At 73.6% G+C, this 13,769-nt stretch carries 11 protein-coding genes; 5 read left to right on the top strand and 6 right to left on the bottom strand.

The window, feature by feature from the left end:
* Positions 1–113: 113 nt before the first annotated feature.
* Positions 114–1,136 carry a hypothetical protein gene (locus tag ACZ37P_RS05195; RefSeq protein ID WP_467344941.1) on the top strand — a complete coding sequence of 341 codons (1,023 nt, stop codon included), beginning with the start codon at positions 114–116 and terminating at the stop codon, positions 1,134–1,136.
* A 259-nt stretch (positions 1,137–1,395) separates the two neighbouring features.
* Positions 1,396–2,049, top strand: coding sequence for an HAD family hydrolase (locus tag ACZ37P_RS05190; RefSeq protein WP_467344940.1), 654 nt, complete (start codon positions 1,396–1,398; stop codon positions 2,047–2,049).
* Between the two features lie 58 nt (positions 2,050–2,107).
* Here the strand turns inward: ACZ37P_RS05190 and ACZ37P_RS05185 are convergent, their stop codons facing one another.
* A complete protein-coding gene (locus ACZ37P_RS05185; RefSeq protein ID WP_355337403.1) occupies positions 2,108–2,356 on the bottom strand; it encodes a hypothetical protein in 249 nt (82 codons plus the stop codon).
* Positions 2,357–2,521: 165 nt separating this feature from the next.
* Between ACZ37P_RS05185 and ACZ37P_RS05180 the strand changes: the two genes are divergently transcribed.
* Entirely contained in the window at positions 2,522–2,905 is a 384-nt protein-coding gene (locus ACZ37P_RS05180; RefSeq protein WP_033173507.1) for a cold-shock protein, read from the top strand.
* Between the two features lie 155 nt (positions 2,906–3,060).
* Here ACZ37P_RS05180 and ACZ37P_RS05175 read toward each other — a convergent pair whose 3' ends face one another.
* From ACZ37P_RS05175 to ACZ37P_RS05160, 4 genes are all read right to left on the bottom strand, one after another.
* Positions 3,061–3,945 carry a 1,4-dihydroxy-6-naphthoate synthase gene (locus ACZ37P_RS05175; protein ID WP_355337408.1) on the bottom strand — a complete coding sequence of 295 codons (885 nt, stop codon included), beginning with the start codon at positions 3,943–3,945 and terminating at the stop codon, positions 3,061–3,063.
* Positions 3,935–4,597 (bottom strand): futalosine hydrolase, encoded by a 663-nt coding sequence (locus ACZ37P_RS05170; RefSeq protein ID WP_401310017.1) that lies wholly within the window; start codon positions 4,595–4,597, stop codon positions 3,935–3,937. Before ACZ37P_RS05170 ends, ACZ37P_RS05175 begins: the two co-directional genes overlap by 11 nt.
* 77 nt (positions 4,598–4,674) lie before the next feature.
* Positions 4,675–5,166 (bottom strand): hypothetical protein, encoded by a 492-nt coding sequence (locus tag ACZ37P_RS05165; protein ID WP_355337414.1) that lies wholly within the window; start codon positions 5,164–5,166, stop codon positions 4,675–4,677.
* Between the two features lie 153 nt (positions 5,167–5,319).
* On the bottom strand, positions 5,320–6,699 hold the full coding sequence (locus ACZ37P_RS05160) for an MFS transporter (RefSeq protein ID WP_391043088.1): 1,380 nt from the start codon (positions 6,697–6,699) through the stop codon (positions 5,320–5,322).
* A gap of 259 nt (positions 6,700–6,958) precedes the next feature.
* On the opposite strand from ACZ37P_RS05160, the gene ACZ37P_RS05155 reads away from it, so the two are divergent.
* Positions 6,959–7,867 carry a DUF3027 domain-containing protein gene (locus ACZ37P_RS05155; protein WP_467344934.1) on the top strand — a complete coding sequence of 303 codons (909 nt, stop codon included), beginning with the start codon at positions 6,959–6,961 and terminating at the stop codon, positions 7,865–7,867.
* 141 nt (positions 7,868–8,008) lie between these two features.
* The gene (locus tag ACZ37P_RS05150; protein ID WP_467344933.1) at positions 8,009–11,245 is read left to right on the top strand and encodes a sacsin N-terminal ATP-binding-like domain-containing protein; all 3,237 of its coding nucleotides are present in this window, start codon (positions 8,009–8,011) and stop codon (positions 11,243–11,245) included.
* 21 nt (positions 11,246–11,266) lie between these two features.
* Here ACZ37P_RS05150 and ACZ37P_RS05145 read toward each other — a convergent pair whose 3' ends face one another.
* Entirely contained in the window at positions 11,267–13,750 is a 2,484-nt protein-coding gene (locus ACZ37P_RS05145; protein ID WP_467344931.1) for an HAD-IC family P-type ATPase, read from the bottom strand.
* Between the last annotated feature and the right edge of the window lie 19 nt (positions 13,751–13,769).

Below are 13,769 nucleotides of genomic sequence, written 5' to 3'. Positions count from 1 at the left end.
GCCCCCCTCGTCGCGGCGGCCATGGACGGCGGCCGCGGATGAGGACAGCGGTGACGGCGGGCGGGTACGGTCGGTGCAGGGTCGGACACGGGCGCGGACAAAGGGGCTTGGCGGTGGGTGTCGAGAGCGACCAGATGGTGTTCGACTACCTCAGCCGGATCGGCGACCTCGCGCAGACCGCGCTGCCCGCCTCCCAGCGCATGCGGCTGGTCGCGCAGCTCCGCACCGACATCGACCGGGAGCGCAAGGACAGCGACAACCCGGCGACCGTCCGCCGCATCCTGGGCCGGATCGGCAGCCCGGACGCCGTCGTGGAGGCCGCGGCAGGCGGCTCCGGCGACGCCTCGTCCGGCGCCGCCGCCCCCGAGGCCCCGGCACCGCCCTCGTCCCCGTCCGCGCCCGCCGGGGGCCCCTACGGCCCGTACGGCGTGCCGTCGATGCGGAAGACGGCGGGCAGGGACGGTACGGAGAAGGCCGACGGCGGCAAGGGCGGCGGCGGCAGGGGCGGCGGCGGGGGCGCGGGAAAGAAGGACGACTGGTGGGACCGGGACGAGCGCCGCGACGGTCACCTCAGGGCCGGTGACGAACTCACGGGCCTGCCCGGTATGACCGGCGGCGTCTTCATCCCCTTCGACGACGAGGATCTGGACGACGACGGTGACACCCGGGCCAGGGTCAGGCCCGGGGCGCCGCGTGCGCCGGTCGAGGAAGAGGCCGAGGAGGAGGCCGCGTACGAGGAGGAGGTCGTCGCCCGTCCGCGCCGCCGCTGGCTGCCGCGCCGCCGCGCCGCCCGTACCGTCACCTGGGGCAGCCCGCTGCTCCTGCTCGCCGCCGCCCTTCTCGTCGCGGGCGCCGTCATCGGCTCCTGGATTCCCCTCGGCCTCGGCTGGCTCGCCGGTTATCTCTCCCGCCAACTCACCCGACGCCAGGCCAAATTCGGCATCCTCGGGATTCCCGGGGCCGCCGCCCTCGGGCTCGTCGTCTGGGTCTGGGGGCGCGACACCGGCAAATGGGGCGATCCCATCGCCCAGGGGCAGATGGGCCACGCCTTCCAGGACGCCTATCCCTTCGCGGTCCGCGTCGCCGCCGTTGGCTCCGCCCTCTACCTGATCCTCCGCGCCCGCCGCCGCGCCTAGGGCTCCGCCCCGGTACGCCCCCCTCGCGAAGGCCGGTTCTCCCCGGGGCGCGGCCCCGATCGCCCCCTTTGCGCCGGGCGGCGGGCCGATCATTTAGGGGCGCGGGGAACTGCGCGCTCAGCCACGATGCTCCCGCAGGTCACCACCGGCCCTAGAGGGGCAATTCGGTGGTGTCCCGACCACCGGCCGGTGGGGGCGGGCCGCGCAGTTCCCCGCGCCCCCTACGGGGACGAAAATCGGGTTGACCCGGCAGGGGAGAATGGAGGGCGTGACCAGCGACCTCAGCCCCGTACCGCCCCGGCCCACCCTCACGGTGGGCTTCGACCTCGACATGACCCTCATCGACTCCCGCCCGGGGATCAAGGCCGTGTACGACCGGCTCTCGGCGGAAACCGGCGTGTGGATCGACTCGGAGCTGGCGGTCACGCGGCTGGGCCCGCCGCTGGACGACGAGCTGGCGAACTGGTTCCCCGCGGAGCGCGTGGCCGAGATCGGCGATCTGTACCGGGCGCTGTATCCGGACCACGCCATCGCGCCGACGCCCGCGATGCGCGGTGCGGCGGAGGCGGTCGCGGCGGTGCGGGCGGGCGGCGGGCGGCCCGTGGTGGTGACGGCGAAGTACGGGCCCAACGCGGAACTGCACCTGGCGCACGTCGGGATCGAGGCCGAGGTGCGCGGCTGGCTGTGGGCGGAGCAGAAGGCGCAGGCGCTGATCGAGTACGGCGCGAGCGTGTACGTCGGCGACCACGTCGGGGACGTGCGCGGCGCGCGGAAGGCGGGCGCGCTGTCGGTGGCGGTGGCCACGGGCCCGTGTGACGCGGCGGAGCTGCGGTCGGCCGGAGCCGATGTCGTCCTGGACGATCTCACCGAATTTCCGGCCTGGTTCGCGGCCCACACGTCCGCGGCTGCCTGAGCGCACCGGGGACGGCGCAAGCCGCCGCCGGCTTCGGCGGGAGAGCCCGGCGGCCGGTTCAGGAACCGGCCGCGCCCCGCTCCCGTGAGGTCTGCCGCTGCGCGAGGGCGGACCGCAGCAGCCCGCACAGCGCCACCGCCATACCCACGCCCATCAGCATGGACACGAAATACGCGGGCGTCGGCAGCGTATGCGTGCCCAGCAACAGCGGCGCGACGGTGACGAGAGTGCCGACCGCGCCCACGAGGAAGACGATCGCGCCGACACGGACCAGGAGGTCACCGGCGCCCATGGTTTGTTTGCTCACCGGACAAGGGTAGATCCGTTCAGGGGGCGGTCGAACGGCCGGGGAACGGGACCTTGGCGTCTTGTCACACAGCACCAGGCCATTAGCCTTGGTGCCAGCGGGTCTCCGATGGACCCGCTGAAGTCTTATTCAGAGTCGTTTCGAGCAATGAGGACGAGGTCGGACGTGCCTACCGGCAAAGTCAAGTGGTTCAACAGCGAGAAGGGCTTCGGCTTTCTCTCCCGCGATGACGGCGGCGACGTCTTCGTGCACTCGTCGGTGCTGCCTGACGGAGTCGCTGCGCTCAAGCCCGGCCAGCGCGTGGAATTCGGCGTCGTCGCAGGACAGCGCGGTGATCAGGCGCTTTCGGTGACACTTCTGGATCCCGCTCCTTCGGTGGCGGCGGCACAGCGCCGTAAACCCGATGAGCTGCTGCCGATCGTCCAGGACCTCACCACGCTGCTCGAAGACGTCGCGCGTTCCCTCCAGCGCGGCCGGTATCCCGACAAGGCGCACGGACACAAGATCGCTTCCGTACTGCGCGTTGTCGCCGATCAGCTCGACGTATGAGTCCGCTATGACGTAGGGAAGTCGACCGTTTTTAGCGCCGCTTTGCCGGAAGCTCGCCTTCCGGTAAAGCGGCGAAGTGCCGAAGTACGCAAGTGCCGAAGTGCGCAAGTGCGCAACGGGCACGGTGAATTCCGGCCACCCGACGAAAATCTCGGTCAGAATGCGAGCGCGTCGGGGGCGAGCGGCGGCACCAGTCCCTCGGCGGCGGCCCGCGTCAACAGTCCGCGTACGGCGGCGTATCCGTCCTCGCCGAGATCGGCGGTGAACTCGTTGACGTACAGCCCGATGTGCTGGTCCGCGACCGCCGGGTCCATCTCCTGCGAGTTCTCCAGCACGTAGTCGCGCGACGGCTCCGGGTCGTCCCACGCCATCCGCACCGACGTACGGGCCGACTCGGCGAGCGCGTGCAGCCGCTCCTTGCCGAGCGAGCGCTTGGCGATGATCGCGCCCAGCGGGATCGGCAGCCCGGTCGTCGCCTCCCAGTGCTCACCCATGTCCGCGAGCTTGTGCAGGCCGTAGTTCCGGTACGTGAAGCGCGCCTCGTGGATCACCAGACCGGCGTCCACCCGGCCGTCCCGTACCGCGGGCATGATCTCGTGGAACGGCAGCACCACGATCGCCCCGACCCCGCCCGGCACCTCGGTCGCCGCCCAGAGCCGGAACAGCAGATACGCCGTCGACCGCTCGCTGGGCACCGCGACCGTCTTGCCCGCCAGATCCGCGCCAGGCTCCCGGGTCAGCACCAGCGGCCCGCAGCCGCGCCCCAGCGCCCCGCCGCACGGCAGCAGCGCGTACTCGTCCAGCACCCACGGCAGCACCGCGTACGACACCTTCAGCACGTCGAACTCGCCGCGCTCGGCCATCCCGTTGGTGATGTCGATGTCCGCGAAGGTCACGTCGAGCGGCGGCGCCTGCGGCACCAGGCCGTGCGCCCACGCGTGGAAGACGAAGGTGTCGTTGGGACAGGGGGAGTACGCGATCCGCAGCGCGGCGTCGTGCGGCGCCCCGGCCGGGCCCGTGTTCGCGGTGTCAGTCGTCATGTGTGGCTTCAACCTCCAAGGCGGCCGGGAGCTTCCCGAACGCCACCGTCAGGGCCGCCAGCGCGTCGCCGATCCGCCACGCCGCGCGGTCACGGGGGCCGACGGCGTTCGACACCGCGCGGATCTCCAGCATCGGCACGTCGTGCGCCGCGGCGGCCTCCGCCACCCCGAAGCCCTCCATCGCCTCCGCGACGGCGCCCGGGTGACGGCCGCTCAGCTCCGCGGCCCGCTCCCCGCTGCCGGTGACCGTGCTCACGGTCAGCAGCGGGCCGTACGCCGCGCCCAGCGCCCGCGCCACGCCCCGGCTCAGCCGCGCGGGCGGCCGGTGCTCAGAGGTGCCGAAACCCAGCTCCACGACCGGTACGAAGCCCTCGTCGGTCTGCGCGCCCAGGTCCGCCGCCACGACCGTCTCCGCGACCGTCACATGGCCCACGGGCGCGACCGGCGCGAAACCGCCCGCGATCCCGGCGCAGACCACCAGGCCGTACGGAGCGCCCGCTGCCTCGGCCAGCGCCAGCGCGGTCGCGGTGCCCGCCGCCGCTGCCGCCGGACCCACACCGGCGGCGATCACGTCCGCCGTCACGGCGGTGGGCGGTGGCGCCGCGCTCAGCCCGGCCTCGACGGCCGCGCGTTCGGCGTCCACCGCGGTCACGACGAGGAGCCTGCCGTAAGGCGCGGGCGCGGGACCGAGTTCCGGGCCGGGCGCGGGACCGGCGGCGCGGTCGGGTGTCACTTGCCGCGGACGAGCTTGATCTTCCAGATGCCGTACGTCTTGCGGCCCGTCAGGTCGCCGGACTCCACGATGTTCAAGGTGACTTCCTTGACCTGCGTGGACTGGCCGGTCTGCTGGTCCTGCACGGTGAACAGGGTGCCGCTGTCGAGCGTCCAGTACGTCTGGTTCTTGAGCAGTTCCTGCGTGACGAGCTGGGTGCCGTTGGCGAGCAGCCAGCCCTTCTTCGCCAGCTTCGGGTCGACGCCGATGCGTACCTGGTCGCCCAGGCCGACCGTGAGGTGGTGCTTGGGGGCGGCTGTCAGACACGCCTCGAAGATCGCCTGGGGGAGCAGCTTGCCGTGGGCGTAGCACTTGTCCACGGCTTCCGCGGTCACGGACCGGGTGCCCACGGTCACGGTTGCCAGGGGGGTCGGCTTGTCGCAGGCGGTCAGGGCGACGAGCCCGAGGGAGACGGCACCGATGGTGGTGGCAGCGCGGCGAATGCTCATGGCAGGAGGCTACCGGGCTGTTGCCCCCAGGCTGCGCGGGGGTGGGACGTGTCCCGCGACGGCCCGGCGATCACCGCCGCCGTACACCCGTACCGGTTACGGCCGGACCCCTGCCGCGTACGCCACGGCCCGTACCGCGTACGGCCGGTGTCCTTACGCCACCCGTGCCGACGCCGTGTTGCCGCCGCGCCGCGCCGAGCCGAACAGGCCGCGTACCGACACCACGAACGCCACCAGCACCAGACAGGCCGCGACCGACATGCCGAGCTGGCCGTTGAGCGGGAGCACTATGCCCAGGCCGCCGCCGACCACCCAGGAGAGCTGGAGGGCGGTCTCGGAGCGGGCGAAGGCGGAGGTGCGCACCAACTCCGGCACGTCGCGTTGGATCAGCGCGTCCAGGGACAGCTTCGCCAGGGCCTGCGAGATGCCCGCGACGGCCGCCGCGGCGGCGACGGTGACCAGGCCGTACCAGGTGGCCGCGGCGATCGTCGCCGTCAGCGAGCAGATCAGGACGCTGCCGATGATGATCTCGGGGCCGCGCGCCTTCAGCCACGCGCCGAGCGCCGTGCCCAGCGCGTTGCCCGCGCCGGCGGAGACGACCACGACGCCCAGGGAGGTCGCCGCGGTGAGGCCGCCCAGCGGATGCTCGCGCAGCATGAACGCCAGGAACATCGTCAGGAAGCCGGACAGCGAGCGCAGCCCCGCGTTGCCCTGGAGGGCGTGCAGCACCGAGGAGCCGACGCCCAGCAGGCTCGGCCGCTTGCCCGGAATCCCCGACGGCTCCGGCGGCGCCTCCTCGTCGGCCGACAGCCGGACCTTGCCCTCGCCGCGCGAGGAGTCGACCTTCGAGGGCAGCGACATCGACAGCAGCGCGCCGACGATGAAGATCACGAAGGCGCCGTAGAGCGGCCACTGCGGGCCGAAGGCGTGCAGCCCCGCGCCGACCGGGGCGGCGATGGCCGTCGCGAGCAGACCCGCCAGCGTCACCCGTGAATTGGCCTTCACGAGTGTCGTTCTGTCCGGCAGAAGCCGTGGCACCACCGCGCTTCGCACCACGCCGTACGCCTTCGACGCCACCAGGACGCCCAGCGCCATCGGATACAGGCCGAGGCCCGCGGTGCTGATCACCCCGGCCATCGTCCAGGCCAGCACGCCGCGCGCCATCATCGCCATCGCTATGGCCGCCCGGCGGCCGTGCTGGAGCCGGTCGAGCAGCGGACCGATCACCGGGGCCAGGAGCGCGAACGGCGCCATCGTCACGAGCAGGTAGAGCGCGACCCGGCCGCGGGCCTGTCCGGTCGGGACCGAGAAGAACACCGAACTCGCGAGCGCGATCGTGATCAACATGTCGCCCGCCGAGTTCACGGCGTGCAGTTCGATCAGCTTCGCCAGCCCCGACTCGCCCGCGCCGCCCGCGTGTGTCGTACGCCTGATACGACGGCGCAAGGCACCGCCGGACCGCCCCACGCCGTTAGCGAGGGCGCGTCCGGCCCTGCGCACGGGCCCTGGGCCCGCAGTCACCGTTCGTGCCACGACAGCAATCCTGCCCCAATCGGAAGACCACGCACCCCCTCCTTTGCGCACGTGGTGCGCACAGGTAGCGTGCGATCGCGCAGAATGGGTGACAACAGGTGCGCCCGAAGACGCTCGGGCAGGGCCACGAAGGCAGAAAACCAAGGCGTCGAAGCGGTCCGCAGGTCCGCTCCGCCCCGGTTTTCCGCGTCGGGTCCGTCGCGTCGCGGCGCACACGTGAGACGGCGTAGAGAGAGAAACGATTTCTGTGAGTGCTGCGATGCGAAGCCGTACCCCTGACCGCCTGTGCGCCGAGGCGGTCGATGTCGCGCTGGCTGTGACGGAGGAGGCGGCGGGGCCGCAGTCCGTCGGCGAGCACCTCGGCGTCGTCGCCGAGGGGGACCGCGTCGTCACCCACTACTTCGCCTGTAAAGAGCCCGCCTACCGCGGCTGGCGCTGGGCCACCACCCTCACGCGGGCCTCCCGCGCCAAGGTCGTGACCATCGACGAGACGGTGCTGCTGCCGGGCGACGACGCGATTCTCGCGCCCGAATGGGTGCCGTGGAGCGAGCGGCTGCGGCCGGGCGACATGGGCCCCGGCGACCTGCTGCCCACCGAGGCCGACGACCTGCGCCTGGAGCCGGGGTGGACCGGCGAGGACGACGAGCGCTTCCCGGGCTTCCCCGAGGGGTCGGCCGACGCCCCGGACGGCTCCGCGGGTGCCGAGAGCGCCGCGGACTCCTCCGACGCCGACTTCGTGGTGCCCACGCCCGCGACGATCACCGCGGTCGCCGCCGAGATCGGCATGGGACGGCCGCGGGTGCTCTCCCGCTACGGTCTGCACGCCGCCGCCGACCGCTGGGAGGAGCAGTTCGGCGCCAAGACGCCCATGGCCCAGGCCGCGCCCGCCAACTGCGTGAGCTGCGGCTTCCTCGTCGCGATCAAGGGCTCCCTCAGCCAGGCGTTCGGGATCTGCGCCAACGAGTTCTCGCCCGCCGACGGCCGCCTGGTCTCCTTGTCCTACGGCTGCGGCGGCCACTCCGAGGCCGCCGTGATGCCCAAGACCCCCACTCCGCCGCCGATGGTCCTGGACGACATGGAGGAGACCGAGCAGGTCTCCCTGCACCCCGGCCGCGTGTCCCCGGCGGACGACGACGCCGCCGCGGCGGACGGGCCGCGCGGCTCGTAGCCGCGGTACCCCCGGCCGGTGGGCCGGGGGCGGCGGTGAACCCCGTGCGGGCGACCGCGCCGCGCGGGCGCGGCGCCATTGGCGGTACGGTCGCCCCGACAGGGGCCCGGCCGCGGGCCGCAGCAACAACCGGAGGGCCACGTGAGCCGCGCAGGGACCCGACCGACGGTCGTCACGGAAGCCACCAGCGACCCCTTCGGCACCGCCGCGCTCCGCGCGGGCGTGACCACCGCCTGGTCCGCGTCGGCCGCCCGCTTCCGTGAGGACGCGAACGCCGAGGAGGACCTGGCCCTCGGCGGCTACCGCGACCGCCTCGTCGTGGAACTGGCCCAGAACGCCGCCGACGCGGCGGTACGGGTCGGCGTCCCCGGCCGCCTGCGGCTGACCCTCCACGGGGCCGGTGAGGGCGATGACGACCCCGCCCTGCTGGCCGCCGCCAACACCGGCGCGCCGCTCGACGCCGCCGCCGTCGAGTCGCTGTCCACGCTCCGCGCCTCCGCCAAGCGCGACGACGGCCCGGCCGCCGTCGGCCGCTTCGGCGTCGGCTTCGCGGCGGTGCTGGCCGTCAGCGACGAACCGGCCGTGGTGGGCCGCACCGGCGGCGTCCGCTGGTCGCTGGCCGAGGCCCGCGCGCTGGCCGCCGAAGTCCCCGGCCTGACCGATGAGTTGCGGCGCCGCGACGGCCATGTCCCGCTGCTGCGCCTGCCGTTCCCCGCGGAGGGCCGCGCGCCCGACACGTACGACACCGTCGTGCTGCTGCCGCTGCGCGACGGCGCCGCGGGCGACCTCGCGGCCCGGCTGCTGGCGGCCGTGGACGACGCGCTGCTGCTCGCGCTGCCGGGCCTGTCCGAGGTCGTGGTGGAAACCCCGGACGGGGTAAGGACCCTGACTCGCCGTCAGACCGACGACGGCGACGTGGTCATCGAGGACAGCGACCGCGACGGCGCCGCCCGCTGGCGGGTGGCGTCCGCCTCCGGCGCCCTCACCCCCGACCTGCTGGCCGACCGCCCCGTCGAGGAACGGCTGCGCCCCGTCTGGTCGGTGACCTGGGCGGTCCCCGTGGACGAGGAGGGCGCCCCGGCCGCGCCCCGCACCGCGCCCGTCGTCCACGCGCCCACGCCCACCGACGAACCGCTCGGCCTGCCCGCGCTGCTGCTCGCCTCCTTCCCGCTCGACCCGACCCGCCGCCACGCCGCCCTCGGCCCGCTCACCGACTTCCTGCTGGCCCGCGCCGCCGAGTCGTACGTGGCGCTGCTGGCCGGCTGGCGGCCGGTCGGCACCGGCGTGGTCGACCTGGTGCCGGGACCGCTGGGCAAGGGCGAACTCGACGCCGAGCTGCGCCGCAGGATCCTCGCCGAGCTGCCCCGTACCGCCTTCCTGCCGCGCGCCGCCGAGCCGCGCCCCGACGGCGGCCCCGACGGCCCCGAGGCGGCGGAGAAGGCCGCGGACGACGGCTCCTGGGACGGCGGCGGCCCGCTGGCCGGTGAGGCGCCCGCGCTGCGCCCGGTCGAGGCCGAGGTCGTGGAGGGCGCCACCGCGCAGGCCGTACGCGTCCTGGCCGAGGTGCTGCCGACGCTGGTCCCCTCCACGCTCGAACGGCGGCCCGCGCTGCGCCAGTTGGGCGTCGCCCGGCTGACCCTCGCCGACGCCGTGGACCGCCTCGCGGGCACCGAACGCCCCGCGGGCTGGTGGTGGCGCCTGTACGACGCGCTGGCCGGAACCGACGCCGACGTCCTCAGCGGTCTCCCGGTGCCGCTCGCCGACGGCCGTACGGTCGTCGGCCCGCGCCAGGTGCTGCTGCCGGTGCCGGGGGAGGGGGACGACGGCGACACGGGCGCGGTGGACCCCGCCGCGCTGGCCCGCCTCGGCCTGCGCGTCGCCCACGCCGACGCCGTGCACCCGCTGCTCGAAAAGCTCGGCGCGTCCCCCGCCACACCGCGCGCCGTCCTGACCACCCCTCAGGTCAGGGCCGCCGTGGCCGCCTCGCTGGACGACGAGGGCGCCGCCTGGGACGACGAGAACGCCCTGGACACCGAGGAGTTGGCCGACACCGTCCTCGCTCTGGCCCGCGCCGCGGGGCTCGCGCCCGGCGAGGAGCCGTGGCTCGCCGCCCTCGCGCTGCCCGACGAGGAGGGCGAACTCGCCCCGGCCGGCGAGCTGGTCTTCCCCGGCAGCGCCCTGGAATCCGTCCTGCGCGAGGGCGAACTGGCCGCCGTGGACGCCGAGTTGGCCGAGCGCTGGGGCGAACAGCCGCTCGCCGCGGTCGGGGTGCTCGCCACCTTCGCGCTGGTCCGCGCCGCCGACATCGTCCTCGACCCCGACGACCTCGAACCGCGCGACAGCGACTGGGCCGAGCCCGACGACATCGGCCTGCTCGACGCCGTCGACGTGTGGTGCGAGGACGTCCTGGACCGCCTCCCCGAGACCGACGTGCCGCCGGTCGCCACCGAGGTGATCGGCGTCCGCGACCTCGACCTGGTGGACGACGACGCCTGGCCGCAGGCGCTGGCGCTGCTCTCCCGCCCCCCGCTGCGCGACGCGATCACCGCGCCCGTACGCGTCCTGCTCCCCGACGGCACCACCGACTCCGTACGCCCCTACGCCGCCTGGTGGCTCCGCGACCACCCCGTGCTCGACGGCCGCCGCCCGGTCGGCCTGCGCGCGGCGGGCGGCGACCCGCTGCTCGCCGGGCTCTACGACGAGGCCGCCACCGGCACGGCCGTGGACGAGCAGGTGCTGCGGGCGCTGGGCGTCCGCACCTCCGTACGCGCGCTGCTGGACGAACCGGGCGGGGCCGCCGAACTCCTCGCGCGGCTGGCCGACCCCGAGCGGCGGGTCACACCCGCCCAGCTCCACCACCTCTACGCGGCGCTGGCCGAACTCGACCCCGAGCAGGTCACGCTCCCCGACGACCTGCGGGCCGTCGTGGACGGCGTGCCCCGCGTGGTCGACGCCGCCGACGCGTTGGTCGCCGACGCCCCCGACCTGCTGCCGCTCGCCGCGGGCCGCGCCCTGCTGCCCGTGCCGCCGCGGCTGGCCGCGGACCTCGCCGACCTCTTCCAGGTCCGCCGCCTCAGCGACGCCGTCGAGGCCCGTGTCGTCTCCGAGGGGGAGATCCACGACGTGCTGCCCGCCGTCCACGACCTGCTCCCCGGCGCCCCCGCCACGTACATCGAGCACGAGGAACTGCTCGTCACCGGGGACGTCGAACTCTCCTGGCGCTACGTCGACGGCACCCTGCACGCCTCCACGGTCGAGGGCGTGGCCGCGGGCCTGGCGTGGGCCACGGCCCACTGGCACCGCCGCTTCGAACTGGCCGCGCTCCTCGAAGACCCCACCCGTACCGAGGAGTTGGCCATGGACCGCTGGTTCGACTGACGGACCCTCAGGCGTGGGGGCTCACGCCGTGTCGCGCCTGCGCACCCACCCCCACACCACTTCGAGCACCAGTCCGCCCGCCACCGCGATACCGACGGCCGTCCACGGCATCTGCGCGCCCACCAGCTTCAGCGCGAAGAAGGACTGGAGCCACGGGACGACCAGCACGATCAGGAAGCCGACGCCCATCGCGAGCACCAGCGCGATCCGCCACCAGGTATAGGGCCTGGCCACGATCGCCAGCACCCACACCTCCAGCAGGAACAGCGTGAGCGTGGCCGCGCTGGTCTCGGCGTCCAGCGCCCCGCTGCCGGAGTAGTGGTGCCGGGCCAGCAGGTACGACAGCATCGCCGCGAGCCCGCAGATGATCCCCGCGGGGGTCGAGTACCGCATGACCCGCCGGACGAAATGCGGCTTGGCCCGCTCCTTGTTGGGCGCGAGCGCCAGGAAGAAGGCGGGCACGCCGATGGTGAGCGTGGACAGCAGCGTGAGGTGCCGCGGCAGGAAGGGGTACGGCACCTGCCAGCACACCACGAGCACCGCGAGCAGCACGGAGTAGACCGTCTTGGTGAGGAACAGCGTGGCGACCCGGGTGATGTTGCCGATCACCCGCCGGCCCTCGGCGACCACCGAAGGCAGCGTCGCGAAGCTGTTGTTGAGCAGCACGATCTGCGCGACCGCGCGGGTGGCCTCGGAACCCGACCCCATGGAGACGCCGATGTCGGCGTCCTTGAGGGCGAGTACGTCGTTGACGCCGTCGCCGGTCATCGCCACGTTGTGCCCGCGGGACTGGAGGGCGCCGACCATGTCCCGCTTCTGCTGCGGCGTGACCCGCCCGAAGACGGCGCCGTCCTCCAGCACCTGGGCCATCTCGTCCTGGTCGGTGGGCAGTTGGCGGGCGTCCACCGGGGCGTCCGCGCCCGGCAGCCCGAGCTTGCCGGCGACCGCGCCGACCGACACCGCGTTGTCGCCGGAGATGACCTTGGTCTGCACATTCTGCTCGGCGAAGTACCGCAGCGTGTCCCCGGCGTCGGGCCGCAGCCGCTGTTCGAGGACGACCAGCGCGTAGGGGGTGACGGTCTCGGCCACCCGCGGGTCGTCGAGCGGGCGGTCGGTGCGGGCCAGCAGCAGCACCCGCAGGCCCTCGTTGTTGAGCTGGTCGATCTCGGCGAGCGAGCCGTGCCCGGTGGGCAGCAGCACGTCGGGCGCGCCGAGCAGCCACGTACTGCTGGTGCCGTCGGGCTCGTTGAAGGCGGCGCCGCTGTACTTGCGGGCCGAGCTGAAGGGCAGCGCCTCGGTGCAGCGCCAACCGCCGTCCGCGGCGGTGTCCTTGGCGGCGCTGTCGTCCTGGTGGCCGCCCTGGGCGCTGTCCTGGTCGCTGTCCTCGGAGCCTGCCTTGGAGCCGTCCTTCGAAGCGCTGCCGCCCGGCCGGGGGTAGGCGTCGATGATGGCCTGGAGGCTGGCGTTGGGGCGCGGGTCGGAGGCGCCGAGCGCGGACAGGACGCGGGCGACGTAGTCGCGGTCCGCGCCGTCCAGCGGGCGCAGGTCCGAGACGTCCATGCCGCCCTCGGTGAGGGTGCCGGTCTTGTCCAGGCAGACGATGTCCACCCGTGCCAGGCCCTCGATCGCGGGCAGTTCCTGGACCAGGCACTGCTTGCGGCCCAGCCGGATCACGCCGATCGCGAAGGCCACCGAGGTCAGCAGCACCAGACCCTCCGGCACCATCGGCACGATGCCGCCGACCGTACGGCGGACGGCCTCGCTGCCGTCGTGGCTCTCCACCGTGAACTGGCTGATGATCAGGCCGACCGCGGTCGGCACCATCATCCACATCACGTACTTGAGGATCTGGCTGATGCCGTTGCGCAGCTCGGAGTTGACCAGCGTGAAGCGGGACGCCTCGTCGGCGAGCTGCGCCGCGTACGCCTCCCGGCCGACCTTGGTGGCGGTGAAGGCGCCGCCGCCCGCCACCACGAAGCTGCCCGACATCGCCTGGTCCCCGGCGTGCTTGAGCACGGGGTCGGCCTCACCGGTCAGCAGCGACTCGTCGATCTCCAGGCCGTCGGCCTCCTCGATGACGCCGTCCACGACGACCTTGTCACCGGGGCCCAACTCGATGAGGTCGCCGAGGACGATCTCCGAGGTGTGGATCTCGGCCGACGCACCGTCACGGCGCACCGAGGGCTTGGACTCGCCGATCACGGCGAGGCTGTCCAGGGTCCGCTTGGCGCGCAGCTCCTGGATGATGCCGATCGCGGTGTTGGCGACGATCACGAAGCCGAAGAGGCCGTCCTGGATCGGACCGACCACCAAAATGATCAGAAAAAGGAAGCCGATGATCGCGTTGAACCGGGTGAAGACATTCGCCCGGACGATCTCGGAAGTTGAGCGGGAGGAGCGTACCGGTACGTCATTGACCTCGCCGCGCGCGACGCGTTCCGCGACCTCGCCGCCGGTCAGTCCCGGTTTCCGGGTGACGACCTCCGTGTCCGTGCGTTCCGTCATGGGTCCGACGGTACGTGGC

It is taken from the genome of Streptomyces sp. NPDC024632 (genome assembly GCF_055559175.1).
This window is presented reverse-complemented; position numbering and strand designations above follow the sequence as displayed.